At 59.6% G+C, this 24,476-nt stretch carries 28 protein-coding genes; 6 read left to right on the plus strand and 22 right to left on the minus strand.

Annotated elements, in window-relative coordinates; genetic code table 11:
- Positions 1-267: 267 nt before the first annotated feature.
- Positions 268-780, minus strand: a complete 513-nt coding sequence (locus AC0V6K_RS09190; protein ID WP_472621522.1) for a thioredoxin family protein — start codon at positions 778-780, stop codon at positions 268-270.
- Entirely contained in the window at positions 777-1,916 is a 1,140-nt protein-coding gene (ispG, locus tag AC0V6K_RS09195; protein ID WP_472626093.1) for a flavodoxin-dependent (E)-4-hydroxy-3-methylbut-2-enyl-diphosphate synthase, read from the minus strand. The genes AC0V6K_RS09190 and ispG overlap by 4 nt, the downstream gene beginning before the upstream one ends.
- A gap of 174 nt (positions 1,917-2,090) precedes the next feature.
- Here ispG and AC0V6K_RS09200 point away from each other — a divergent pair, with 174 nt between their 5' ends.
- Positions 2,091-2,795 carry a hypothetical protein gene (locus tag AC0V6K_RS09200; RefSeq protein ID WP_486172616.1) on the plus strand — a complete coding sequence of 235 codons (705 nt, stop codon included), beginning with the start codon at positions 2,091-2,093 and terminating at the stop codon, positions 2,793-2,795.
- Positions 2,796-2,805: 10 nt separating this feature from the next.
- Here AC0V6K_RS09200 and AC0V6K_RS09205 read toward each other — a convergent pair whose 3' ends face one another.
- From AC0V6K_RS09205 to AC0V6K_RS09220, 4 genes are all read right to left on the minus strand, one after another.
- Positions 2,806-3,459 (minus strand): NrsF family protein, encoded by a 654-nt coding sequence (locus AC0V6K_RS09205; protein ID WP_472621526.1) that lies wholly within the window; start codon positions 3,457-3,459, stop codon positions 2,806-2,808.
- A 1-nt stretch (position 3,460) separates the two neighbouring features.
- The gene (locus tag AC0V6K_RS09210) at positions 3,461-3,991 is read right to left on the minus strand and encodes a sigma-70 family RNA polymerase sigma factor (protein WP_472621528.1); all 531 of its coding nucleotides are present in this window, start codon (positions 3,989-3,991) and stop codon (positions 3,461-3,463) included.
- Between the two features lie 13 nt (positions 3,992-4,004).
- Positions 4,005-4,493: a DoxX family protein gene (locus AC0V6K_RS09215; RefSeq protein ID WP_472621530.1), complete on the minus strand. Its 489-nt coding sequence runs from the start codon at positions 4,491-4,493 to the stop codon at positions 4,005-4,007.
- Between the two features lie 73 nt (positions 4,494-4,566).
- Positions 4,567-4,848, minus strand: a complete 282-nt coding sequence (locus AC0V6K_RS09220) for a BufA1 family periplasmic bufferin-type metallophore (protein ID WP_472621532.1) — start codon at positions 4,846-4,848, stop codon at positions 4,567-4,569.
- 185 nt (positions 4,849-5,033) lie between these two features.
- Between AC0V6K_RS09220 and bufB the strand changes: the two genes are divergently transcribed.
- Genes bufB through AC0V6K_RS09235 form a run of 3 tightly spaced genes read left to right on the plus strand, consistent with a single transcriptional unit; the run spans position 5,034 to position 7,657 of the window.
- Entirely contained in the window at positions 5,034-5,882 is an 849-nt protein-coding gene (gene bufB / locus AC0V6K_RS09225; RefSeq protein WP_472621534.1) for an MNIO family bufferin maturase, read from the plus strand.
- Positions 5,879-6,673 carry an HvfC/BufC family peptide modification chaperone gene (locus tag AC0V6K_RS09230; RefSeq protein ID WP_472621536.1) on the plus strand — a complete coding sequence of 265 codons (795 nt, stop codon included), beginning with the start codon at positions 5,879-5,881 and terminating at the stop codon, positions 6,671-6,673. Before bufB ends, AC0V6K_RS09230 begins: the two co-directional genes overlap by 4 nt.
- Positions 6,674-6,718: 45 nt before the next feature.
- Positions 6,719-7,657: an alpha/beta hydrolase fold domain-containing protein gene (locus tag AC0V6K_RS09235; RefSeq protein WP_472621538.1), complete on the plus strand. Its 939-nt coding sequence runs from the start codon at positions 6,719-6,721 to the stop codon at positions 7,655-7,657.
- Here the strand turns inward: AC0V6K_RS09235 and AC0V6K_RS09240 are convergent.
- A complete protein-coding gene (locus AC0V6K_RS09240; protein ID WP_472621540.1) occupies positions 7,654-8,601 on the minus strand; it encodes an SDR family NAD(P)-dependent oxidoreductase in 948 nt (315 codons plus the stop codon). The genes AC0V6K_RS09235 and AC0V6K_RS09240 overlap by 4 nt on opposite strands.
- Positions 8,602-8,687: 86 nt before the next feature.
- On the minus strand, positions 8,688-9,848 hold the full coding sequence (locus AC0V6K_RS09245) for a mechanosensitive ion channel (protein ID WP_472621542.1): 1,161 nt from the start codon (positions 9,846-9,848) through the stop codon (positions 8,688-8,690).
- A 130-nt stretch (positions 9,849-9,978) separates the two neighbouring features.
- Between AC0V6K_RS09245 and AC0V6K_RS09250 the strand changes: the two genes are divergently transcribed.
- Entirely contained in the window at positions 9,979-11,112 is a 1,134-nt protein-coding gene (locus AC0V6K_RS09250; protein ID WP_472621544.1) for an isoaspartyl peptidase/L-asparaginase family protein, read from the plus strand.
- On the opposite strand, the gene AC0V6K_RS09255 is transcribed toward AC0V6K_RS09250, so the two are convergent.
- From AC0V6K_RS09255 to AC0V6K_RS09310, 12 genes are all read right to left on the minus strand, one after another.
- On the minus strand, positions 11,109-11,996 hold the full coding sequence (locus AC0V6K_RS09255; protein ID WP_472621546.1) for a fatty acid desaturase: 888 nt from the start codon (positions 11,994-11,996) through the stop codon (positions 11,109-11,111). The two genes, AC0V6K_RS09250 and AC0V6K_RS09255, sit on opposite strands and share 4 nt — an antisense overlap.
- Positions 11,993-12,187 carry a hypothetical protein gene (locus AC0V6K_RS09260; RefSeq protein ID WP_472621548.1) on the minus strand — a complete coding sequence of 65 codons (195 nt, stop codon included), beginning with the start codon at positions 12,185-12,187 and terminating at the stop codon, positions 11,993-11,995. Before AC0V6K_RS09260 ends, AC0V6K_RS09255 begins: the two co-directional genes overlap by 4 nt.
- Position 12,188: 1 nt before the next feature.
- A complete protein-coding gene (locus tag AC0V6K_RS09265) occupies positions 12,189-12,872 on the minus strand; it encodes a TetR/AcrR family transcriptional regulator (protein ID WP_472621550.1) in 684 nt (227 codons plus the stop codon).
- 76 nt (positions 12,873-12,948) lie between these two features.
- Positions 12,949-13,932: a class A beta-lactamase gene (bla, locus tag AC0V6K_RS09270; protein ID WP_472621552.1), complete on the minus strand. Its 984-nt coding sequence runs from the start codon at positions 13,930-13,932 to the stop codon at positions 12,949-12,951.
- Complete coding sequence (locus AC0V6K_RS09275) at positions 13,929-14,393, minus strand: GNAT family N-acetyltransferase (RefSeq protein WP_472621554.1); 465 nt, start codon at positions 14,391-14,393, stop codon at positions 13,929-13,931. The genes bla and AC0V6K_RS09275 overlap by 4 nt, the downstream gene beginning before the upstream one ends.
- 10 nt (positions 14,394-14,403) lie before the next feature.
- A complete protein-coding gene (locus AC0V6K_RS09280) occupies positions 14,404-15,360 on the minus strand; it encodes an RDD family protein (RefSeq protein ID WP_472621556.1) in 957 nt (318 codons plus the stop codon).
- Positions 15,360-16,421 carry a stage II sporulation protein M gene (locus AC0V6K_RS09285; RefSeq protein WP_472621558.1) on the minus strand — a complete coding sequence of 354 codons (1,062 nt, stop codon included), beginning with the start codon at positions 16,419-16,421 and terminating at the stop codon, positions 15,360-15,362. Before AC0V6K_RS09285 ends, AC0V6K_RS09280 begins: the two co-directional genes overlap by 1 nt.
- A complete protein-coding gene (locus AC0V6K_RS09290) occupies positions 16,418-17,761 on the minus strand; it encodes a DUF58 domain-containing protein (RefSeq protein ID WP_472621560.1) in 1,344 nt (447 codons plus the stop codon). The genes AC0V6K_RS09285 and AC0V6K_RS09290 overlap by 4 nt, the downstream gene beginning before the upstream one ends.
- A 3-nt stretch (positions 17,762-17,764) precedes the next feature.
- Complete coding sequence (locus tag AC0V6K_RS09295) at positions 17,765-18,721, minus strand: AAA family ATPase (RefSeq protein WP_472626094.1); 957 nt, start codon at positions 18,719-18,721, stop codon at positions 17,765-17,767.
- 23 nt (positions 18,722-18,744) lie between these two features.
- Positions 18,745-20,001 (minus strand): DUF4350 domain-containing protein, encoded by a 1,257-nt coding sequence (locus tag AC0V6K_RS09300; RefSeq protein ID WP_472621562.1) that lies wholly within the window; start codon positions 19,999-20,001, stop codon positions 18,745-18,747.
- Positions 19,998-20,684 (minus strand): hypothetical protein, encoded by a 687-nt coding sequence (locus AC0V6K_RS09305; RefSeq protein WP_472621564.1) that lies wholly within the window; start codon positions 20,682-20,684, stop codon positions 19,998-20,000. Before AC0V6K_RS09305 ends, AC0V6K_RS09300 begins: the two co-directional genes overlap by 4 nt.
- Before the next feature lie 72 nt (positions 20,685-20,756).
- On the minus strand, positions 20,757-21,650 hold the full coding sequence (locus AC0V6K_RS09310) for a prephenate dehydratase (RefSeq protein WP_472621566.1): 894 nt from the start codon (positions 21,648-21,650) through the stop codon (positions 20,757-20,759).
- A 119-nt stretch (positions 21,651-21,769) separates the two neighbouring features.
- Here AC0V6K_RS09310 and AC0V6K_RS09315 point away from each other — a divergent pair, with 119 nt between their 5' ends.
- Complete coding sequence (locus AC0V6K_RS09315) at positions 21,770-22,480, plus strand: c-type cytochrome (protein ID WP_472621568.1); 711 nt, start codon at positions 21,770-21,772, stop codon at positions 22,478-22,480.
- Positions 22,481-22,501: 21 nt separating this feature from the next.
- On the opposite strand, the gene AC0V6K_RS09320 is transcribed toward AC0V6K_RS09315, so the two are convergent.
- Complete coding sequence (locus AC0V6K_RS09320) at positions 22,502-23,167, minus strand: RlmE family RNA methyltransferase (RefSeq protein WP_472621570.1); 666 nt, start codon at positions 23,165-23,167, stop codon at positions 22,502-22,504.
- Positions 23,164-24,384, minus strand: a complete 1,221-nt coding sequence (locus tag AC0V6K_RS09325) for a Ppx/GppA phosphatase family protein (protein ID WP_472621572.1) — start codon at positions 24,382-24,384, stop codon at positions 23,164-23,166. Before AC0V6K_RS09325 ends, AC0V6K_RS09320 begins: the two co-directional genes overlap by 4 nt.
- Positions 24,385-24,476: the final 92 nt, after the last annotated feature.

Genomic DNA, 24,476 nt, shown 5'->3' on the forward strand with positions numbered 1-24,476 from the left:
AGCTTCCCGACTTCAGGAGCGAAACATCAACTCCTCCTTTGCCAAAGTGCTTTTCGAAAATTGATACAAGTGGCTTGAAATGCTCGTGGTAGCGGTAATGGTCGCTTGCTTCGCCATCATGTTCCGCTTGCAAGAGAAGTTCTACGTACCGCGGCGCATCAATGACCCCGCATTCCGGGAGTAGGTCATCAACATGGACTGAGCTTCCGCAATAGCCCCAGCCAACACAGTAGTCTGCTGACATGCCGTCGTAACGGGTTGGTCTGCTCAAGCAGCTTTCTCCGCCAACATCGCCAATTCATCGTAAATCTCGGCTTCGCTACGGCTGGCACTGTTGCGCCAAGTCGTTGCCGTGTCGCCATTCACTAGCGCGCCCTCGGCGGTCAGAACCAGCAGGTTGGGCGTGCCAGGTAGGTCGTCGACGCCGAAACGTTTGGCGATGCCGAGATTATGGCCGTCGCCGCGTTGCGGCATCCCGATATTGACGAATACGAGTTCGTACTTCTCTTCGACCAGCTTCGCGATGCGATCGCTTTCCAACCAACCCGCCAACGCGCGGCTGTCGTGGCACCAGTTTGCGCCCATCACCAGCAACACGCGCTTTCCGCTCTCGCCAGCTTTGGCCAGAGCCGCATCGACATCGCCCATCGCATCGTCAGACACGTCGTAAGATGTCGCTTCGGGATAGTCGTGTGATGTGCCAGCGACTGTTTTCGCCACCGTCGCACAGCCTGCCAGCAGCAGCGCCGACAGCAATCCGGCAATCAACCCCTTGATCATTCAGCGGCCTCTGCGGCGTGTGGATCAAAGGCAACTTCCTCGCCAGCTTCTATTTTCGCGGCCTTTTCCTCGACCAGTTTAACGATGTGGTCGAGCATGTCCTCGTCCTCGATTGCGTGGGCTTTCAGGCCGGAGAGGTAGACCATGTGCTTGCCATTGCCGCCTCCGGTCAGGCCGATATCGGTTTCGCGCGCTTCGCCGGGGCCATTGACGACGCAGCCGAGCACCGAAAGGCTCATCGGCGTCTTGATATGCTCCAGCCGCTTCTCGAGTGTTTCGACAGTACGGATCACGTCAAAGCCCTGGCGCGAACAGCTGGGACACGACACCACGCGAACCCCGCGGGTGCGCAGACCCAGTGCTTTAAGCATCTCGTAGCCGACTTTGACCTCTTCCTCCGGCTCTGCGGAGAGCGAGACGCGGATCGTGTCGCCAATGCCGGCCCACAGCAGGCTGCCCATGCCGATGCTGGATTTGACCGTACCGCCGATCAGACCACCGGCCTCGGTGATGCCGAGGTGCAGAGGGCAGTCCACCGCTTCGGCCAGCCCGTGATAGGCGGCAACCGCAAGGAACACGTCGCTGGCTTTTACAGCCACTTTGAACTCGTGGAAGTCGTGATCCTGCAGCAATTTGATATGATCAAGCGCGCTTTCGATCAGCGCTTCGGGGCAAGGCTCGCCATACTTTTCGAGCAGGTCTTTCTCGAGGCTACCGGCGTTCACACCAATGCGGATTGCGCAGCCATTGGCCTTCGCCGCGCGCACAACTTCAGCGACGCGGTCAGACGAACCGATATTGCCCGGGTTGATGCGCAGACACGCCGCGCCTGCGTCAGCGGCTTCGAGCGCGCGTTTGTAATGGAAGTGGATGTCAGCAACGATCGGGATGTTCGCCGCGCGCGTGATCAACGGCATCGCGGCGGTAGCATCTTCCGTCGGGCAAGAGACGCGGATGATGTCACAGCCGACGTCTTCGCAGCGACGGATTTGGTCAATCGTTGCAGCAGCATCTTCGGTCGGGGTGTTGGTCATGGTCTGAACCGTGATCGGCGCATCGCCGCCCACCGGCACATCGCCGACCATAATCTGACGGCATTGCCGTCTCTCGATATCGCGCCAAGGTCTTACAGACATGCGCCGCATATAGTCTGCTGCGGGTGACGGGGCAATGACAGTGACGATCTTGCAGTCAGCGCCGACATAGCCGGCATCGAAACAAATGCGGCGGTGCCTGTCGCAAAGCGAGACATCGGCGATTTGCGGTTCGGCGCAGGGCCTTGCCCGCGCCATGGTCGTGCGATGGAAGGCATGCGAAAAGCCATAATGGAAACAATCGCGATCATGCGTTCAGATGCCGTCGTCCGCGTAGCGATGGTGCTGCTGCCCTATGCGGGCGTGCTGATCGGACTAGATGTAGCGGCGCATTACGGTTCTCTCACCGAGGCCGAGCTACCCGTGCAATTCTATCTCGCCTCGGACCGGTCATTCGGGGAGTTTCTGGAATACAGTCTCACTGCAGCAATCGCGGTGATGACATTCCTGCTTTGGCGGCGATCGGGTGAGTGGATCTACCTTGCCAATGCGCTGCTGTTCACTTGGCTGACCATCGATAACTGGATTGAAGTGCACGAGACGTTCGGGAAAGTGATGGGGCCAGCCTTTGCTGGTCTGGACTTCATTCCCATAGAGCCGTCTCATCTGGCAGAGGCATTCATCATGGTGTTGATCGGCGGGTTCTGGCTTATCGCGCTTGCGATGGCCGTGCGTAATCTCTCGGAGCGGACACTGACGTTCAGTCTCGCACTCGCGGCCTGCGTGCTCGGAGCGGCAGTATTCGGTGTAGTCGTCGATCTATTGGTGGTGTGGGGCGAGCAAGGCAAAGCGTTTCACGCCTTGCTGACCTTCACCGAAGACGCAGGCGAGTTTGCGATGATCATCCTCGCTTTTTTGCTCACTGTCGGGTTCTACGACAGCGAAAACCGGCGCCGCGAGGACGCCGGTTCCGTTTCCTGATTGCCCAATCTTACCAGCGGATCAGCGGCGGAATGATGAGCCGCCCAGCGACCGCCGCAATTGCGACCGGTGTCACATGCCAAAGGCCGACATGCGAGAAGGTGTCGAGCGGGCAGGTAATCCCGTAGGCCAATGTTCCAAGCGATCCGGCAGCGAGGCCAGCCAGCCAGCTGGACCGCTCGATCGACACCGGAGCCCCTTTGCGCAGCCACAAGGCCGAGGCCAGCAGCACAAGAGAACCGGCGGCGAGTGCCGAGGTGGTGCACATAAAGGCGACAGGATCATTCAGCCCTTCATTCAGGTGATTGCCCTCGCCAGAGAGCAAGCTGATCACCGCACCCAAGGGTAGGATGCCAAGCATAATCGCGCCCCAGATCGGGCCGTTTGTCCGCTGGCCGACGCGTGGCATCGCGCTGGTGACGACACCTGCGGTGCTGGCAATGCCAAGGACCAGAAGCAGGCCGTGCGTAATCAGGAAATATCCTGATGCTTCGCCTGTCAGCAATCCATCCCACCAATCGTGAACGGCGATAGATGCGACCGCCGCAATTAGTGTGGCGAAGCCGATCATAATCAACCCTTCGACCGGGCGGATCCGTTTCACGGGGGTTAGATCCTCGGTCAGGGCCGCAATCAGATCTTCGCGGTTTTGGTACTTTTCCATTTCAGTCTGCTTTCTCGACCAAGGTGGCCAGCTTCTTGAGGCCACGATGGATATTCACTTTGACCAGGCTTTCGCTCTGGCCGGTCTTTTCGGCCGCCTCGCGGACAGATAGCCCGCTGATTTTGACCATTTCGATCACTTCGGCCTGTTTTTCGGGGATCAGGCCGAACAAGCGATCCAAACTTACGCGCGCCATGACAACTTCTTCCTCGCTGTCTTCAACGGCGTCGTCTTCCATCAACTCTTTGCCATCGTGCTTGTACACTTTGCGAAGATGGTCGACCCAGCGGTACCGGGCGATAGCGGCGAGCCAGGGCAAGAATGGCCGCGCCGGATCCCACGTGTCACGTTTGGTGTAAAAAGCGATCAGCACTTCTTGAACCAGATCGTCGATCTGGTGCGGTGGCAGGCGACGGCGGAAATACCGTTCCAGCCACACACCCACCTCCGACAGCAGCACATTCGCAGCGGCTTTGTCGCCGTCCTGTGCTGCCGTCATGAGGCGGGCGAAGGTGGGTTCGTCAGCTACCATGTTGCCAACCCGCTTACGCGGTTTGTGCCTCGTTTGCACCCGTTACGGCCGTCGGGCCGGAAAGGCGGTCCAGCGAGAACATTCCGCCGCCACGGCTGATCAGGATCAGCGCCATGGCCATCACACCGATTGCCCAGCCGAAAAAGTGCGCGCTTGTCGGGAAAACGAACACTTGAATGACCAGAGCCATTACAAACAGCGCGACGGACGCGAAGCGAGTGAACAGACCCACGAGCAACAGGATGGGGAACAGAAATTCCGCATAGGTCGTCAGTGGAACCGCGATGCTGGATGCCAGAGGCAGTCCGGAAAACTCGTTCTCGAAGATTAGATATTGCGTCTCATCAATGGTGAACCAGCTGCCCTCGACCACCTTCGTGGTGTAAGACCGCCAGAAGACACCGGCCAAACTGATCCGGACAACCAGAAGAGCAATGCCTTCTGCGAGTGGACCGGAAAGCATGCCGACGATGCGATTATAGAGTGATGTCAGTGTGTTCATAATGTCCTCCTGTTGCGACGCTGTTGGAAGGAGCAGGCATTGTGCCTGGCCCGCTCCTTACCAATGCGATTGATTAACGCTTGATCGGCTTCAGTGAGCCTTTGCCCTTCGGCGTTTTGATCTTAACGCAGCTGCCTTTGTCGACATACTTCCATGCGTTGCCCTGATAGTCGCGGGTGCTGGTGCCGGCACAGCTGGTGCCTGGGCCTGCGGCGCAATCATTCTTGCCGGCTTTCGAAACGCCGTAGCAGCGCTCTTTAGCCTTCTGAGCGGTAACCGGTGTTGCTGCAAGGCCAGCGGCGATGCCAGCGGTCAGGGCGAGGCCAGCGAAGTTGGCGATAGTCTTGGTGTTCATTGGGTCTCTCCAAAAACTCGAAATAGGGGTGCCCCGAAAATGTCGGAACTGACCAGCAATTCGCCGCGACGGTAGGAACGGTTACAAAGTTTTTTGAAGAATCTTTTCATGCGCCAGTTTGTAACGCCCCTCTTTGCGCATGCGAACATAGTCATAAGAACCCGTGCGATGTTAAGGAGCCTTTGATGGCACGCGATAACAACCCGATTGAGCCCTTTGGCGGATTTGGTCTCGGCCTGAGGCGCGAGCACTTTGCGGACTTTCTTGAAAATGACGTTCCGGTCGATTTTGTCGAGGTGATCTCGGAAAACTATATGGTCGATGGCGGGCGTGCGCTGCGCATTCTCGATGCCATCCGAGAGCGATATCCGGTGATCATTCACGGCGTCTCGATGTCGATTGGTTCGGCATGCGGATTGGATCCGGAATACCTGAAGAAACTGAAGCGACTCGAACAGCGCGTTGATCCACTTTGGGTGTCCGATCACCTCTGTTGGACGCGGACGAGCGCGCATAACAGCCACGATCTGCTACCTCTGCCTTTGACGGAAGAGGCTTTGCAGGCGGTGTGCCGCAACATTGATCAGGCGCAGGATGTGCTGGGCCGCGCGATGCTGTTCGAGAACCCGTCAAGCTATCTCACCTTCCCCGAGGATGAGATGAGCGAATGGGAGTTTCTCACCGAGATGGCGCGGCGGACAGGCTGCTACCTGCTGCTCGATGTGAACAATATTTATGTCAGTGCCGCCAATCACGGCTTCTCTGCGGACGACTATCTTGCAGGGTTGCCTCTCGACCGCGTGCGCCAGATCCACCTTGCTGGCCACGACCCCGCCACGCCCGAGCGCGACATCATCATCGACACACATGACCGAGAAGTGTGCGACGGGGTATGGGCGCTGTACGAGAAGGCGATCGGTATGATCGAGCAGCCGGTCGCGACCATGATCGAACGCGACGAGCACGTTCCGCCGCTACCCGAATTGCTCACGGAATTGGACCGTGCGCGCGGGCTGGAGATGGAACCGGCATGAGCGAACCCTCGATTTCTTTGGCCGCCCGCCAATCTGCGTTTCTGCAAGCTGTTCTGGATGAAGACGCGCCCGTGCCCGATGGTTGGCGCGCGCGCCATGCGACCGGAATGGAGGTCTATCGCGGCAATTACCGCAGCAGCCTGATGAGTGCGCTGGAATCCACCTACGAGCGCACTGCTCGCTATGTCGGTAAAGGCCCGTTCAAACGCAGCGCGATCCATCATCTGCTGAGCCATCCGCCGTCCGGTTGGACGATTGATGAGGCAGGCGAGGGCTTTGATGCGACGTGTGCCGAGCTGTTTGGCGAGAATCCCGAAGTGGCCGAAATTGCGTGGATTGAATGGGCGATGCTTCAATGCACATCGTCGCCAGACGCATCAGCGATGAGCCCGGAAGAATTCGGCAGTGCGACGGCGGGTTTCGATGATGCAGGTTGGATGAACCTGTCGGTTGAGTTCCAGCCAAGGGCAGCCGCACGCGTGCTCGATCACAATCTGGCCGCCGTCTGGAATGCCCTCGCAGAGGACGGATTGGATATCCCGGTTGTTACTCAAGGGAACACCGGCTGTATCGTATGGCGAGAGGGTGAACAGCCGACTTTCGTCAACGTCGAACCGGACAATGCCAGCGCCTTCGCCGCGATGCAGGGCGGCGCGTCTTACGGTGAAACCATCGTGTTACTGGCCGGTGAGGACCCGGACGAAGAAGCCCTGCAGTCTGCGGCAATGCGCGCAGGCGAAATGCTGGGCGGGTGGTTGCAAGAGGGCATTATTGTTTCGGTCAAAGCTTGACTTGAACCCTGCGTGCGTCAGTCTCTCCAGCCAAGAGGAGAGATCATGCTGACCCAAACATCCATTGAATTGCGCACCACCAAGCCGAGCATGCTGCTGCGCGCGGTCACGTGGCTGATCAGCAAACGTAAGCCGGTTTTCCCCAAGGATGCGGGCGATGTTCACGGCTTCCTGCACAACCGCAAACCGCCGATCGATGCGCCGATGCCGGAGGCGATGCGCTCGAAATACCTGATCGAGGAATGGGAAGCGGCGGGCCAGAAGGTCGTTACGATCCACCCCAAGTCAGGCCCGGCGGAATGGCATATGCTCTACTTCCATGGCGGGGGCTTTGTGTTGCCGATGTTTAAAGAGCACTGGCCACTCGCCGCCGCGATGGTCGATACCTGCGGGGTGAGCGTGACACTGCCGCTCTACGAAGTGGTGCCCGAAAGCTCTTACAAGCGGCAGGATGAAGTGGCCGACGCCGCCTTTGCCAAGATCGCGGAAAGTCACGATCCAGCCAAGATCATTCTCAATGGCGACAGCGCGGGCGGGCATATGGCGCTTTCGCTGGCACTGCGGCTGGCGAAGGCGGGCGGCGCGCAGCCGGGTAAGCTCGCGTTGTTTGCCCCTTGGCTCGATGTGACGATGGCGGATGCTGCGATGGGCGCAGTCGAGCCGCATGACTTCATGCTCAAGATCGGTGCGCTTCGGGGATGCGGGAAAGCCTTTGCTGGCGACCGCGATCCCGCGAGCCCCGAATGCAGCCCGCTCTACACTTCTCAAGAAGATCTAGCGTTGCTCCCGACCACACGCATTTGGACCGGACGGCACGACCTGTTCATCATCGACTCGCGGACCTTTACCGGTAAGCTTGGCGAGGCAGGCGTTGATGCCAAGCTCTACGAATATGAAGGCGCACCGCACGTCTTTATGGCGATCACCCCGACGCGCGAGAGCAAGGATACGCTGGGGCTGCTTAGAGAGTTTATCGAGAGCTAGGCGAACGTTTCGCCCGTCATTTCCTCGCTCATCGCCCACAATCTGTCAGCATTGCTTTTATCGACGGCATAGCTGCGCACGCCGCTGGTCGTTGCTGCGTCGTCCACTTCGGCCACGTGGCAATCCTCGCAATAGACGCCGCCTTTGCCTTCCAGCTCTTCCGCCGTGGCCGCCCAGGTCTGCGTGGCTGCGCCTTGCGGAATGGTCTTCCATTCGAAGTCAGGATCGGCGGTGGTCACACGCTCAACCAAAGCATCCTGCTGTTCCTGTGTCATGTGACGGCCCAGATTGGTCTGGATGCCACCCGGATGCACGGCATAGGCGTGGACGCCCTTGTCGGCGAAACGGTCTTCCAGCCCAACGGTGAAGAGCACGTTGGCGGTCTTTGAGTGGCCGTAGCTAAGCCACTCGTCATAGGCGCGGTTTTCGAAATGGGGATCGTCGAGATTGACCGGCGTAATGTGGTGGCCGCGGCTCGAGAGGTTCACGATGCGCTTGTCCGACCCTGCTTCGACCAAAGGCATCAGATGCTTGGTCAATGCAAAGTGGCCAAGGTGGTTGGTGCCGAATTGAGTTTCGAACCCGTCGGCTGTTTTCCCGAGCGGGCATGCCATCACGCCCGCATTGTTGATCAGCAGATCGATGGCCTTAAACCGTTCACCTGCTTCGGCTCCGCACGCGCGGACACTGTCGAGATTGCCGAGGTCGCAGACGATGGTTTCCAGATTGGCGACAGGATTATCGCCCTTGATCGTCGCTACCGCTTCGTCGAGCTTTGCCTGATCGCGCCCGGCGAGCACCACATGTGCACCCTTGGCTGCCATCGCGCGGCCGGTTTCGAGCCCGAGACCCGAATTGCCGCCGGTGATAAACACCGTCTTGCCAGATAGATCCGTGCCCGCCAGCACATCATCCGCAGTCGAGTGTTCGCCAAAAGTGCTCATCAATATCCTCCAAAATGACAAGGGGCGCGGTAGCATTGCCACCGCGCCCCGTCACTCTGGATAATGAAGTTTGCGTCAGTCGCGCATCACTTTTTATCCATATCCTCCAGCTTCTTGGCCGCCCAGTCCTTGCCACCAAGGCCGAAGGCGATGGCCGCTGCCAGAGCGATGCCGATCACGATTGCACTGAATGCGACAACCACGATCTCGTCACCGACATTCATGAACTTGAGGCCCATGAAGGTGAACAGCAGCATGGTGCCGAAACGAGCGACTTTGCCCGTCATAGCAGAGCCATCCGCACCGCCGAGCAGCTTGCCCAGCAGGTTGCCGATCATCACACCCGCGCCGATTACAACGCCGCCGAACAGGACGCTGCCGCCCAGAGCCAGCACTTCGTCAAGGATCGCAGTGAGCTCAGGGAACCCAAGCATGCGCGTGGCTGCGATGGCGAAGAACAGGATGATCCCGATCTGCGCAATCCGTGCCAGCACGTCCGATGCCTTCGTCTCCTTGGGAAGCAGACCAGTCATCGCGATCGGACCGTCAATGCCAAGCCCTGCCAGCAAGTCGGTCAGCAGGCCGTAAACGAAGCGGCTGATGAGGTAACCGATGCCCAGCAGAATGCCGCCAGCGATGATGTTCGGGATCGCGCCCATGATCATGCGCAGCATGTCGGTTGCCGGACCGGAGATTGACTGGATGTTGAGCACGCCCAGCGCGCCGATAGCCACCGGAATGGCGATCAGTGCGTAAATGATCGTACCCAAAGTTTTGGAGATAGCGTTGTTGCCGGTCACTTCGTCAGCGCCCGCTTTGTTCGCCCATTTGTCGAGATCGAGCGTCTGCATTGCGGTGGTCGCAATGTCGCGCACGATGCCTGCAATCATCAGGCCGATGAAGAGCAGCAGGCCCGCACCAACCAGGTTCGGCACAAAGTCCATGATGTTGACGAGCAGCTCGTTGATCGGGCCAGCGACACCACCCAGTTCGAGCACTTGCAGAATGCCAAGCAGACCGAACAGCCAGATCAGCAGTGAGACGATCTTGCCCAGCGACATGCCGATGCTTTCGCCGCTGCTAGTGTCACGCTTTAGAAAACCGATGCGGTCGACCAGTTTGGCAAACGCCCACTTGGCAGCGGTTGCGAGAAGCCATGTTGCGGCAAGAATGGCGAGTGCAAAGACCACCTTCTCCCCGATTTGCCACGCCAGCTGGGCGTCGAATTGACGGAATTGAAGTCCCATTATGATCCCCCTTTGATTGGATGCGATACAAAGTATGCTACATTTTCGACTTTTGCGAAATGTAACATCCACAGTTACAAAAAGATTCGATATTTCAGTATTTTACACAATTTCATCAGGAAGACCACCAATGGCACGCAATATGATCTCGGATGTTACAAGTTCTTGCATCGCGTTTGGGTTGTGCATCGGGCTGACCTTTGCAGCTCCGGTGAATGCTGAGGATGAGGCGGTTGAGGCGAAGCCCAAATGGTCGATCGCGATCCACGGCGGAGCCGGGACGCTGCGGCGTGACGCCATGACGCCGGAACGGCGCGCGCAATACGAGGCCGCTTTGCAAGAGGCTTTGGATGCAGGCGCGAAGATCCTTGCCGAAGGTGGCAGCGCCATGGATGCGATCCAGGCCGCGATTGTGCCGATGGAGGATAACCCGTTGTTCAACGCGGGCCGAGGTGCGGTCTTCACGTGGGACGGCACGAATGAACTCGACGCCTCCATCATGGACGGCCGCGATCGCAGCGCTGGCGCGGTGACGGGGGTGACGAGCATCAAGAACCCGATCCTGCTCGCCGACAAGGTGCGCACCGACAGCCCGCATGTCTTTATGATGGGCGAGGGTGCGGAGGGCTTTGCCGCCACCCAAGGCATCGAAACCGCCCCGCCCGATTGGTTCGCGACCGAACCGCGCAAGAAGTCTCTTGAGCGGATGAAGGCCAATGCGCTGTCTTCGCTTGATGTCGATTACAAATTCGGCACGGTCGGCGCGGTGGCTCTGGATCAGGAGGGCAACCTCGCGGCGGGCACTTCGACCGGTGGAATGACCGGCAAACGCTGGGGACGGATCGGTGACGCTCCCGTGATTGGCGCGGGGACCTATGCGGACAATCGGAGTTGCGCGGTGTCAGCGACCGGCTGGGGCGAATACTTCATCCGTGTCGGCGTGGCGCAAGAGATTTGCACGCAGTTGCGTTTGTCTCTGCCCCATTACGATGCGTTGAGGGCCGTCATGGGAGACGAGGAAGAGCTTGGACCCAACCATCCTAAATCACGTGAACTGGCGATCCAGAGCATTGCGGATGAAGTGATGGCTGAGGTCAAAGAACTCGGTGGCGATGGCGGGATCATCCTCGTGACGCCTAGAGGTGACGCGCTCTACAGCTTCAACACCAGCGGCATGTATCGCGGCCGCGCGAACAGTGATGGGTTAAACGAGGTCGCGATCTTTGGCGGCGAGGACAAAGTTTCCAACACGCCGGATCACTAAAGCTCGCCTATATCGCATCCCCGCGCTTCAAGGATGGGTTTCATCTCCCAGAATGCGGCCGGGGTTCGGGTGAGCGGGATATAGGGATGCAAGTGATGCACGATGTGGAACTGCATCCACATCGATCCCCAATTGCCGACTTTCGATTTCCAAGCGCGCGAATTGCGATACCGCCCCGTCTCATTGCTGGGGTGGTGCGGCGCCCATGACAGGAAAAACACGATATAGGTGATCGCGATCTGGAACGGCAGCCACCACAGCAGCAGCGCCTCCATCGCAAAACCATTCCAAGCCAGAGTGCCGAGAATTGCGATAAATCCAAGCCGGTAAGCAAGCGTCAGAACAATCAGGCCAGGCCGGTTCGCTCGTAGCAAAGCGGCGGCGTAGTCATGGTTGCGCTTGGCTCCCGGTTGCCGCCCTTGAATAGCGCGCCAGATAGCGGACCATGGACCGGGCGCCTTGGTGGTGATGTCAACATCCAGCTCGGGATCGTTGGTATGGCGGTGGTGGTCGAGGTGGGTGATCCGCAGCACTTCGAACGGGAAGATCAGCATCCAGCTTGTCGCGTGGCCGACAAGTTCGTTGAGCCAGCGTAGCTTCTGTCCGGGGCGGGCAATGATATCGTGCTGCGCTTCGTGCGTGGGCAGGTAGACCAAAGCCATGTTCACTGTCGCAATCGGGAACGCGGCCCAAAGCGGTAGAATGTCGAGGAACACCAGCGGCCAAAGGCTGAGCCAGACGGCGAGATTGCCGAACGCCCAGACCACCGCTTCCCACGGGAACATGCCCGAATGCTTGCGCGCGATCTTCAGCTCGAGCTTGCGCAGTTCCGCCTCGGAAAGAGTCGACAAGTCGTCAGGCAGGATCGCGGAATGCGTGTTCATATCCAGCGCCCTTTGATCTGAGCGAGCAGGCCCCATCCGCCGCCGACGATCAGCGCAAAGGTGAGTGTCGAAAGGCCAAAGGGTGCAGCCAATTCAAGTGCCTGCATCCCCTGGTCGATCACTGGCACCAGAAAGGCGAAGGCGAAGGCCAGCGGCAAAATACCCGCGATGAACTTGAGTGTTCTTTCCATTTCAGGCGGCTTCCTCGTGAGGCTGAACAGGTGCAATCGAACCGATCCGGTCGACTAGTATTTCTCGGAATTCGTCGGACGCATCCGCGGCAAGGAGAGTGTAAAAACCCCAGCGTTGGCGACGGAGCATCTCATCATCGTCAATCGCGTCTTGTAGCCAATCATCAAGCGGAGCCCGATAGGCAGCGAACATCTGCACCGCGAGATCGTGCGGGGGAAGATTGCCACGCAGCAGCCCTTGTTGTTGGGCAGCGCGGCAAGCAAACTCAGCCATCTCCACAGATCGCCGTGCATGGTGAGCGCCGGCATCGTCACGTGCCGGATCATATGAGAATGCGATACCCAACCGCTGCAGCCCGACAAAGGCCGCACGGCTAAACGCCTCATTCTCATGAAGCTGGGCGTAAGCTTCATCAATGATCGCATCAATCATTTCGAGAGGAGTTGCCCGCCGATCAAAGTTGAGACGATCCCACAATTGTTCGATCGTCTCAGCGGTCATCGAAGCAATGATGGCGCCCTTGTCGCCGACAAGATTGTAAAGCGTGGGGACTGTGACACCGGCAGCCTGCGCCAACCCACGCGTCGTTAGCGCATCGTAGCCATCACGCGCAATTATCTCACGCGCGGCGCCAAGGATGCGTTCCTTGCGTTGTTCGACTCCCTGCTCGCGTTTGTTCACCATTCCGACTCCCTATCGAAACGGAAACTAGCAGCGGCAGATTTTTAATCAATGATAAAAATTAAACACTGATAAAACTTCAGAATGGAAGACCGTCATCCTCGATAGCAAAGTCGCGGATCACATCGCCCAGCTTGGCGAACATCGCCTCGATCTTGGGATCGACATTGGTGTGCGTGGCAATCGCGCGGAAATAGGCGGCGAAGGTAATGGGTGCGCGTGAGCTATCCTTGGCAGGCGGAGGTTCCGCGAACCCGATATCGACATAGAGGCTGCCCATGCCTGGCCAGAACGACGTGCCGGTCTTGTCGCCAACGACCCAACCTTTGTCAGTGCGAATACCGGCGCGAACCCGCTTGAGGCCGGTGGTGGTGTCGATCATCCATTGGCGCAAAGTTGCGCGCTCGGCTTCGGGCAGTGCATCGCCATAGAGCAACGTCCCAAGTGTCCGTGCCATTGCGGCGGGTGTCGTCGTATCGCGCACTTCGGCAACGGGTACGTTGTTGAGCGTCGGCTCGGTGCGATCGAGGCGGCTGGTCTCGTCTCCCATGCTACGCCAGAAGTCGGTCACAGCCTGCGGCCCGCCCAATTCCGCCAGCAACAGATTGGCGGCGGTGTTATCGGACAAGGTCTGGGTGTGCTGGGCCAGTTCGCGCAACGTTGCGCCATCCTTCAGGCGCTCTTTGGCAAAAGGCGCATAGCCGAGCAGATCGCGCTCGCCCCATGTCACGCGCTTGTCCGCAAACAAGCTGCCCGCCGCATCACGTGCCAACACCATGGCGGCCAGCGTGGTCTTGAAGGAGGAAGCATGGCCGAAGCGACGGTCCGCGTTCAGATCAAGCGTACGACCAGTGGCGGTATCGAACAGTGAGACGCCCAACATCCCGTCCGCCGCTGCCTCGATCATGCGCAGACGCGCTTCGGGCCGGTCGAGCAGGCTACGGTCAACGGGGTCGATCTTGATCTTCTTGATCGGCTCCAAGACGTTCCGTTCTAGCGTAGAGCAGCTACCCAAGCCAAAGGCGAAGGCCCCGGTCAAAAAGGCGCGGCGCTCGATGCTCACAGGTGCTTTTCCATACACACGCTAAACTCGTCCGAGATATAGTCGCCAAAGGCGGGGCACTTGGCAAAGCCATGTTTCTCGTAGAGTCGGACGGCTGGTACAAATTCTTTCGTTCCGCCCGTTTCAAGGCCCAGCCATGTGTAGCCACGCCGGACCGCCTCTTCGATCAGATGGACGAGCAAGGCTTCGCCCACGCCTTTGCCGCGAAAAGCGGGGGCCGCGCGCATGCTTTTGAGCTCGCCATGTGTGTCGTCAATGGCCTTGAGCGCGCCGACGGCTGCCAGTTTGTCGTCCTCCCAAACGGAGAAGAACGATACGTCTGGTTCGCGCAGTCGCTCTGGTGGCAATGCGTGGACTTTGCACGCGGGCGACCATTGGTGCATCTCATTCAAATGCAAGGCGAGTAAGTCTAGCACCCGCTGATCGGTCAGATCGTCTCGTCGAATGGTCAGTGCGCTCATAGGTGCCCCCTCACGAGTGCTTGTCCGCTTTGCGCTTGCCGAAGCGCATATCGCCTTCCAGCTTGGCCCTCAACTGGCCGTAGAACGCTTCGAGGAAAGCGCGTTCGTCCCCTGCGCCCGGGTCCCACCCGATCTTGCGACAGATGGCGTCGTGCACCGCATCAATCGCCTCACTCTGCCCGTCGCGAAGGACCCGTTCAAGCGTCTGCAATTCGTGCTCTCCATAGATGGAGAGCTCTGCCTCGCCGAATTCGTAGCGCGTGCCGGTCAACTCGCTCGATCTTGAAGCGGCGGCCGCCCCTTGGGTGGACAGCGCTTCGGCCAGCTTAGTGCGCGGCGCCTCCACCATCCATGTTCCCGCGATGATGTCGCCAGCGCGCAAACCATCCTTGTTGAGCATGGGAATTGCGGCGATCGCGAGCAACCAGATCAGGCCGGCAATTCCAAAGCTGCCCGTCTCTCCAGTCGGTGCAACCACCAAGAAGACGAGCGGCATAAACAGTTCGATATCACGAATGAGGTTGCGTGCGATCACCGCCTCGGGTGTGAGCCGTCCGCCATCACGCGCGGCGACGCGGATGCCGACAGCGCGCTTGCCCAACGTCGCGCCGCGTGGTCCCAGCTCGAAAGCCATGAAATACCCGTATCGGGCGAGGAACAGGATCACGACATAGACAATGATCAAGAATTCGCCTGCGCCCGACATGGTGGCTTCGGCATCCTCTTCCAAACGCTCGAAAAGGCCGCCCGCAATCCACACCATCAGCGCAACAAACACGGTGAGACCGAGATAGAGGATCACGAAATCGAGTACCAAAGCCCCGAACCGCGATAGGCGCGAGGCGACAGTGATAGGGATCGAAATCCCCTCTGGCGTGATCAGAGTGCGGTTGCGTGTGCGCGGTTTTTTGACTTGCGCTTCTTCGACAACGGGATCGGCGGGAACGGATGCAGCGGGTAAACCCATCAATCGTCTCCCGCTTGCTGGGGCCGATACAGGAAGAAATAGACAAGCCAGAAGACGAGGAAGCTGCCACCGATGATGAACCGGTTCTCCGGACCGCCGACCAATTGACGGGGGAAGGCTTCCAGCAAAGCGGCAACCACCATCATCAGCGTGACGCCGACCATGACAATCGCACCCCGTTGGCCGCTTGTCGCAGCCGCGGCGAGAACTGTCTTGTCACCCGGAAACGCCATTGATCGCCCAATATGCATGCCCGCCGCGCCTGCGAGAAGGATGGCGAACAATTCGGTCGTGCCGTGGACGCTCAGCCAAGCGGCAAATTCCACCGCCAAGCCTTGGCCAGCAAACAACCACATCATCGCGCCCAGTACGGCGAGATTGTAGATGAGCAGCAGCAGCGAAGGGATGCCGAACGCAAAACCCAGCGCAAAGGCGAGGATCGCCACGCCAGCATTGTTGCTGAACAGCTGCGCCGCGAAGACGGATAACCCACCCGATTCTGACTCAGTCTTGAGCGTTTCGAGCAATTGTTCGCGCGAAGCGCCGGGCACGCGGCTGTCGCTAAATTGGGTGGGGACGAGGCGGTAATACCACGCGCTGTCCTGCGCGACGAGCAGCCAGCCGACGATCGCCCCAGAGGCCATAACGAAGAATGCGACGCACACATCGAGCCACATTTCGCGCACGGCGCGACTCCATCCGCCAAACAGAAATTCCTTGAGCCAACCGAACAGCCCTTTGCGCGGGCCATAGACCTGAAACCATGCGCGCTGGACAAGGCTTTCAAGATAGCTGAGCGTTGCGCGGTCGAGCGAGGTTTCGCGCGCGACCGAAAGGCTCGATGCAGCGGTGCGATAGAGGGTGGGCAGGGCGAGCAGATCCTCGTCACTGATCCGGCGCAGGCCGCCTTTCTCCATTCGCTTGACGATCTCCTCCAGCCGCCGCCAATCGCCTTCACGCTCCAACCGGAAGCGGTCCGATCGCAGCGCGGCGCTTTCAATATCGGCGGGCGCTTCGATCGCGCCGCGATTGAAGAAACTGGAGAGAACCGGCGCCTTCATCCGATGGCCTCCGAATTCTTGATGATGAAGTAGCGGTCGATCAGCTGATAACCGATCTTGTCCCAAGGCGCCTCAATCACATCCACGCCCATACGGCGCAACCGTTGCAGCACGATTTGGCGCTGATGCGCGAGGGAATCGGCGGTGACAGAACGGGCGAGGGTGGCAACATCGCCGGGATCTTCGCTGACAAAGGTTTCCAGCTCGCTATCGGCGATGGTGACGAACAGAACGAGGTGCTTGTGCACCAGCCGCCCGATGCTTTCGACCATCAGCTCGGCCGCAGTGGGATCGGTGAAATCGGAAAACAGCACGATCATCGAACGACGTTTTAGTTTCGCGGTAAGCGTGGCTAGGGCGAGGGTGAAGTTCGGCTCCGTCGCTGTGTAATCAAGCCCGGCGGCGGCGCTTTGCAACCGATGAAATGCGCGCGCATCTCCCACAAATGGCGTCATGACCTGCGGTCGTTGAGCAAAGCCGAACAGCGAAACTTTGTCGCCGCCTTTGAGCGCCACATAAGAACACGTCAGCGCAGCGGAAACGGCCCTGTCGATACGCGGCATACCGTCGACCGGCTCACACATCGCCTGTCCGCAATCGAAGGCAAAGACGATCTGGTTGTTGCGCTCGCTTTCGTTTTCGCGTGCGTAAAGGTGGTTATGCCGAGCGCTGGCTTTCCAATCGATCCGGCGACGGTCCATTCCGCTTTCATACTCGCTGAGCGACTCAAACTGTGTCCCTTCGCCGCGAATGCGCCGCGCGATCAGGCCGGTTTGCGCGTCACGAAGGAAGGTCTGCAACTCCTTGCTGCGCACTGGTGAGAGATCGGGCCAGACGCGTACTTCATCTTCGAGAGCACCCGAAGCCTGTCGCGCGCCAAGGCCCATCGGCCCGGTCCAGCGCAGCCACGCACGGGTGACAGAGGCGGTGCCGCGTCGCGTTGGCTTGGCGTGATGCATGCCGCGTCGATAAGCGGCAAAGCGCACCGGCTCGATATCAAACTGCGCACCGCCGCCTTCGCCCAAACGCGGATCGAATTCGAGAGCACCCTCGGCCCGTGAAATCGTGCCCGAGCGCAAGGTGGCCTGTATCTCCAGCTCGGTCGTTTGCCCCACTTCGGTGTCGGCGGGAACAAAGACGCGCCAATCCTCGCATGGCCCCGCGAGGACCGCATCGAGCAAGATCAACGCGACCAGAGCGGCGGCTGCAATGGGCGCGGCCACCCACAGACCCGGCACCACTGCCGCGATCAACACTGCGACAGGCGCAAACCCGGCGATTAGCCAGGCCGCCCGCTGTGTCGGTACGACGGGGAAGGAGGTGAGGCGCGTAAGGTCCATGCTTTAACGGGGCGCCTCGGTGCTTTCGATCATCTCGGCGACCAGCGCTTCGACATCGCGGCCCTCGATCTCGGCAGCGGGGCTGAGCGAGAGGCGGTGGCGCAAGACAGGCACGGCCAGTGCCTTCACATCGTCCGGGATCGCATAGTCGCGGCCCGCCAGAGCAGCGCGGGCGCGGGCAGCGTTGGCGAGCATCACTGCGGCGCGCGGGCTTGCGCCCACCGAAAGCTCGGCATGGTCACGGGTCGCGCGCACCAGCCGCACGACATATTGGGTGATCTCCTCAGCCACCGTTACGTGCGAGAGTGCGGCGGTAGCGGCGGTCAGTTTGCTCGCATCGGCAACAGCCGTGACGCCCAAGTCGGCAGGACGTGTCGGCCCCTGGCGCGAGCCATAGTTGGCGACAATTTTGGCCTCCTCCGCCTCGTCGGGATAGGGGACGAGCAGCTTGAACAGGAAGCGGTCGAGCTGCGCTTCGGGAAGCGGATAGACGCCTTGGTTCTCGATCGGGTTTTGCGTCGCCACCACCATGAACTGCGCGGGAAGTTGGTGTGTTTCGCCATCCAGCGTCACGCGGCGTTCCTGCATAGCTTCGAGCAGAGCAGCCTGCGTCTTGGGCGGGGTGCGGTTGATTTCGTCCGCCAACAGCAGCTCACAGAAGATCGGCCCGCGTGTGAGCGTGAAGGTGCTCGTCTGGAAGTTGAACAGGTTGGAGCCGAGAATATCGCCCGGCAAAAGATCGGGCGTAAATTGGATGCGTCCGAAATCGAGGCCCAGTGCGGTCGAGAAGGCATTGGCGAGGAAGGTCTTGGCGGTGCCCGGAGGCCCTTCGAGCAGCACGTGTCCCTGACTGACCAGCGCGACCAGAAGTTGGTCAATCATCTCATCCTGACCGACAATGGCCTTGCCCACTTCGGCGCGGATTGCGTCGGCCAGCGCGCGCAATTCCTCTAGCGACATGGCATCGGTTTTCGCTTCACTGCTCATTTGCTCAGCTTCCCTTCAAGCTCTTTCAGCGCCCGTGCGGCGCGCAGGATATCGGTTGGTGTGTTCGCCGCGCGCAAACGGGCGGCGCGGTTGGAATAGGGTTCTTCGTCGGGCAGACGTCGCCGAACCGCGGCGTCGATGGTCTCGGGATCGGGCTTTGTGAGCCCCAGCGCGCCTGCAATCCGCCGCGCGGAAAGATCGGCGTAGGGTTCGGCCAGAAGCCGCAGCCGCCCGGCGCGGACGATCAAGCCTGCACCATTGGCGACTAGCCGTGATTTGCCGAACGCTGTGACCGGCGCTTCTGCCACTGCGGGGCCAAACCGTTTGAAGGCTCGCCATCCGACGATCAGCATCGCGATGATCAGGCAAAGCGTCGCGGCAAGGAATGGCGGACGAAACGCCAGCGTCAACAGATTGACCGAAGAGCCAAGTCCGTTGGCGGTAAGATCGAAGATGATTGGATAGTCCGATCCATCAGCTGCCTGTTCGACCAGCCTCAACGCAAGTGCGGCGTTCGCAGGGTCATTCATGCCGTAATTGTTCGCGAAATCGGGCTCGATCAGAATCGTGACCAACTCGGTCTCCATGTCAAAACCTTCGTCGTCCGAATTCTCAAAGCTTACCGCCAATGCGCGACCTGAGGAGTCGGTGATGAGCGAACGTTTGTCTGTGACGTTGCGCGCGCCCGCGATCTCGCTTCGTGGCAATTCGCCTCTGGCCCCAAACCCTGCCCAAGTCCGTTTGCCGTCTTCCTTTTTATTGACCTCGGCTTCGACAGCAAACGGCTCATCGAGGTTTTCTAGCCAATTGGGGACATGCGAACCGCTGATCTGAACCCAGCCGTCTTTCAGTTCTTCCGCAATCTCAGGATCGAGGTTTGGAGGAAAACGACTAGCAAACCACTTGGGCACAATCACAAGGGTGGGGCCAGAATAGGCTCGATTGCGCAGGATGGTGCTTATCTCTTCCTCATCCGCGCCGGCTGGGGGCGTAAGCACCAAGAGACCATAAGTTTCCAGATTGCTCTCTTCGCGCGACAGCACCACGTCATAGTCATTGGCTTCAAGCAGCCGGGTTAGAGCCGAATAGCCCGTGAGCCCGTTTGATGCGGCATGTGCGCCGCCATTGTTTTCATCACCGCCGGTATCGCCCACACTGATGAAGTAAAGCATGGCGACAAAGGCCACGAAGCCGACAACGACGATGCCCAGAACGGCACCGCGGCTAAAGGGAGAAGCCTGACGCGCGCTCACAATGCCTGTCCCGTATCAATCTTGGCCAACGCAAATTCAGCGTAGGCCGATCGGGCCGCTTCCCAATCATCACGGTTGAGCGATCGCAGGGCAAAGAGACTGCGTTCGACGCGTTCGGATATCACGGCAAAAGTGCTGCGCGCCTTTGCCGATAGCGCAGGAAGCGCGGCCAATTCGCGCGCTGTGCTGGACGGTTCCACCCAATCGGGCCGCGCACGGGCAATCTGGCTAACGCTGCGCTTCAAGAGCAGGTGTGTCGCCTCGTCAAACTTACCCTGTGCGGCGAGCTTGTCTGCATCTTCGAGCAAAGCGATGCTCTCGGCTTTGTCCGGTGCCCATTCCGGTTCTTCCGCGTCGATATCGTGTGCGCTTTTGGGGCCAAGGACAGTCGGCCCAATCAAGCGGTAGATCGTGTAAATCGCGAACGCCGCAACCGCCACGATCAACACCCATTGAAGAATGAACCACGAAGAGCCGATGAAGCTGCCGATCGGCCCGAACAGTTCGCCCAGAAGCTCAAACAGTTCTTCAAGCCAGCCCGGCTCGGGTATCTCAGGTTCAGGAATCTCGACGGGTTCAAATTGAATGTTCTCATCGCGGCGCAGCTCGCGCCAACCTTGCGGCGCGGGCGGAGCGGGGGAGGCATCAACAGGAGCCGGAGGAGTCTGTGCTTGAATCGTCACGTAGTGTGAGTGGTGGCACGGTCTATCGCGGCGCGCAATAACTCAAACATGGGCTGCACAAACTGAGAAGGCCTAACCGCGTCTACGAGCCTGCTCATATGTGCCTAGAACGCGCAATTCCTTGGAATGAAACGCGCATTCTTCCAGCGCTCGGTCCACAGCCGGATCGCCCGGCGCCCCGATAATGTCAGCATAAAACCGAGTTGCGGCGAAGCTGGTGCCCTGTTGGTAGCTCTCCAGCTTTGTCATGTTGACGCCGTTGGTCGCAAAGCAGCCCAGCACTTTGTAAAGTGCAGCGGGAATATTCTTCACCTCGAAGACGAATGTGGTCATCGCTGGTTTGTCCGCATCATGCGTCAGGAATGTCGGCTTATCCGCCAGAATTACGAAGCGGGTCATGTTGTCATCGGCGTCTTCGACATGGGTGTCGACTATGTCCAAGCCGTACAATTCCGCCGAAATCGCAGGGGCTATGGCGGCGACCTTGGGATCGTTCAGCTCTGCAACATGCGCCGCTGCACCCGCCGTATCGGCATAGCTGAGTGGGACGATGTTGCGCTTTCTAAGGTAAAAGCGCGATTGGCCGAGCGCTTGCGGGTGGCTGTAGGCGGCTTCGAACGGTCCTTTGCCAACGCCCATCAGCGCGTGATGGATCGGCATAAAGTACTCGCCGACAATCGAAAGTCCGCTTTCCGGCAGCAGGAAGTGGATATCCGCCACGCGGCCATGCTGTGAGTTTTCAATCGGAATGATGGCCTGCCCCGCACGTCCGTCTTTCACCGCGTCGAGCGCGTCTTCGAAGCTGAAACAAGGCAAAGGGAGGGCGTCTGGCCGGGCCTCAGTCGCCGCGCGATGAGAGTTCGCACCCGGCGACCCCTGAAACGCAATGGCGCGTGCAGGGTCGGTGGCTGCGGCTTCGCGCAAACCATCAACGATGTTCAGTGCTGGACCCGGAAAACTTCGCATATGGCACTGCCTGCTAAAGCGGCGAGAGCGTGGCAGCAAGTCTGCTTGCAATTCTTGCACGAATTGATGATGCGATCAGTCTTGCGCAGGCGCGAGCGCGGCACTAAGGGAGCCTCGGGATGACACAGGACAACTCACAAAACTCGACGCCGGGAACCGAATCAGGTGGGGGCGATCTTTTCAACACAGCTGCGGGCTGGGTGCTCTTCGCGGGCGTCGTTGGCCTGGGCCTGTCGATTTTGGCCGACAAGTATTTCCACGGGTACAGCCCGGAACGGCCTGATCCGGACAAGATGGGTTATGTAATCGAGGGTGCTGAGGAAGAGGGAGCCGACGCCGGACCCAGCCTTGCAACTCTGCTCGCATCGGCAACGCCGGAAGCGGGTGCGAAGGTTTTCGCCAAGTGTCAGGCTTGCCACACGATTGAACAGGGCGGTGCCAACGGTATCGGTCCGAACCTTCATGGTGTGATGGGCAAAGGCATCGCCGCCAACGCGGCTGGCTTTGGCTATTCCGGAGCGCTGTCGGGTAAAGGCGGCGATTGGTCCTGGGAAAATATGGACGCATGGCTCGCCAATCCGCGTGCCTTTGCAGACGGTACCTCAATGAGCTTTGCCGGCCTTTCCAAGGCGGAAGACCGCGCCAACCTGATGGCCTATCTCGAAGCCAATGGCGGCGCGCCTGCGCGTCCGGTTGAAGAAGCTGCACCTGAAGGCGAAGACGTCGCTGAGGAGGAAGCTGAAGCAGTCGCAGACGAGGCGGCAGAAGCCGAAGCCGAGCAGAACGTTGCGGAAGCGACTTCGGCTGAGACCGCTGAAGCGGCTGAGTAAGCCTCCACTTCACTGGGCGCGTCAGTCGCGCCCCTTGAACCCTTGAGCCACGACATACCATTCCGAAGAGCCCTTGCGGCTCGCGGGTGGTTTGGCGTGTTTGACTGTCTTGAAATGGCTCTTGAGCAGCGACAGCAGATCGGCGTCGGTTCCGCCTGCCAGCACTTTCGCGACAAATGCCCCGCCTTCCTCAAGCGTTTCCGTCGCAAACCATGCGCCTGCTTCAACCAGTGCCATCGTGCGCAAGTGATCGGTCTGTTTATGGCCCACAGTGTTCGCGGCCATATCTGACAGCACCAGATCGGGCGGCCCGCCGAGCGCATCTTCCAGCTTTGCGGGCGCAGCGTCATCTATAAAGTCCATTTGGAAGATGGTAACACCTTCAATCGGTTCGACTTCGAGCAGGTCGATCCCGACCACTTCGGCTTTAGGCGATTTGGCGCGCACCACCTGGCTCCAACCACCCGGTGCAATGCCCAGATCGACGACGCGCTTCGCACCGCGGATCAGGCCAAAGCGGTCATCCAGCTCGATCAGCTTATAGGCGGCGCGGCTGCGATATCCGTCTGCCTTGGCCTTCTTCACGTAAGGATCATTGAGCTGGCGTTCGAGCCAGCGAACCTGCGACGCGGTGCGCCCCCTGCCGGTTTTGACCCGCTTATCCGGATTGCGTCCTGACCGGCTCATTGTTCATTCTTTCCAGCGCGAAGCTCATGCAGTGCTTTCAGGCTGCGCTCGCTTTGACGCTCGGCGGCCATCAGACTGCGTAAAATCCCTTCGCGAATGCCGCGATCGGCCACGCCCAACCTGTCAGCGGGCCAGAGATCGAGGATACTCTCAAGGATCGCACACCCTGCGACCACCAGATCGGCGCGGTCATGCCCGATGCACGGCAATTCGCTGCGCTCCTCGACCGACATGCCCGAAAGCCGCGTGCTGATTTCGCGCATACTCTGCGAGGGAACGATCAATCCATCGACCGCCTTACGATCATAATGCGGAAGTTCGAGGTGCAGGCTGGCCAGAGTGGTTACTGTGCCGCTCGTACCCAGCAGGCGGATATCGTCCTCCTCCGCCGCATCGGCAATCCGATTGGCAAAGGGCGCAAAGCTCTCAGACACCAGCCGTCGCATCTCGGCATAGCGGGCCAGGCGCGCCTCTTCGGTGTTTTCTCCGCGCCCGACGGTATCGGTTAGAGAGACAACCCCCCATGGGACGCTCTGCCAATCGATGATGCGCGGGATTTTCCCGCCCGGCTCCAGCAGAACGAGCTCGGTCGATCCGCCACCGATATCGAAAATCACAGCTGGACTTTCACGCTGTTCGAGAAGGATGTGGCAACCCAGCACTGCCAGTCGTGCCTCTTCCTCCGCCGTGATGATATCGAGCACGATGCCCGTCTCGCGCTTCACGCGTTCGATGAATTCTTCGCCATTTTCCGCGCGGCGACAGGCTTCGGTGGCGACAGAACGGGCCAAGCGCACCTTGCGTCGGCGTAATTTGTCGGCGCAAATCGTCAGCGCGCCCACCGCGCGGTCCATCGCTTCGTCAGACAGACGCCCGGTCATGGCCAGATCCTCACCCAGCTTCACCACGCGGCTGAACGCGTCGATCACGGTGAAATCCTTGCCAGACGGCCGCGCGATCAGCAGGCGGCAATTGTTGGTCCCCAGATCAAGCGCGGCATAGGCTTCTCCGGGACGCGCAGTGAAGGGCGCGCCGGATTTGGCATTGCTGTTGGCTGGTGACCGCGCCGCAGCGCCATTCGCGCCGCCACTACGCGGGCGTTGTCTATTTTCGTGCCGGGAGGAGCGTTTATACCGAAAATCGGCTACTTTGCCGGACTTGCCGCCCCTTTTTTTGCCCGCACTCCTGTTTTCGTCCGGCGGAAGCGCATCCGCCATATTCAATTCTTTCTTTCCTCTCGCGCTCCCACGGCGCGAGGACCTGGACAAAAGGTAACCCAAGCTTGGTGTTTCGGCAAGCGAATGGGGTG

It is taken from the genome of Erythrobacter sp. S43 (assembly GCF_057364955.1).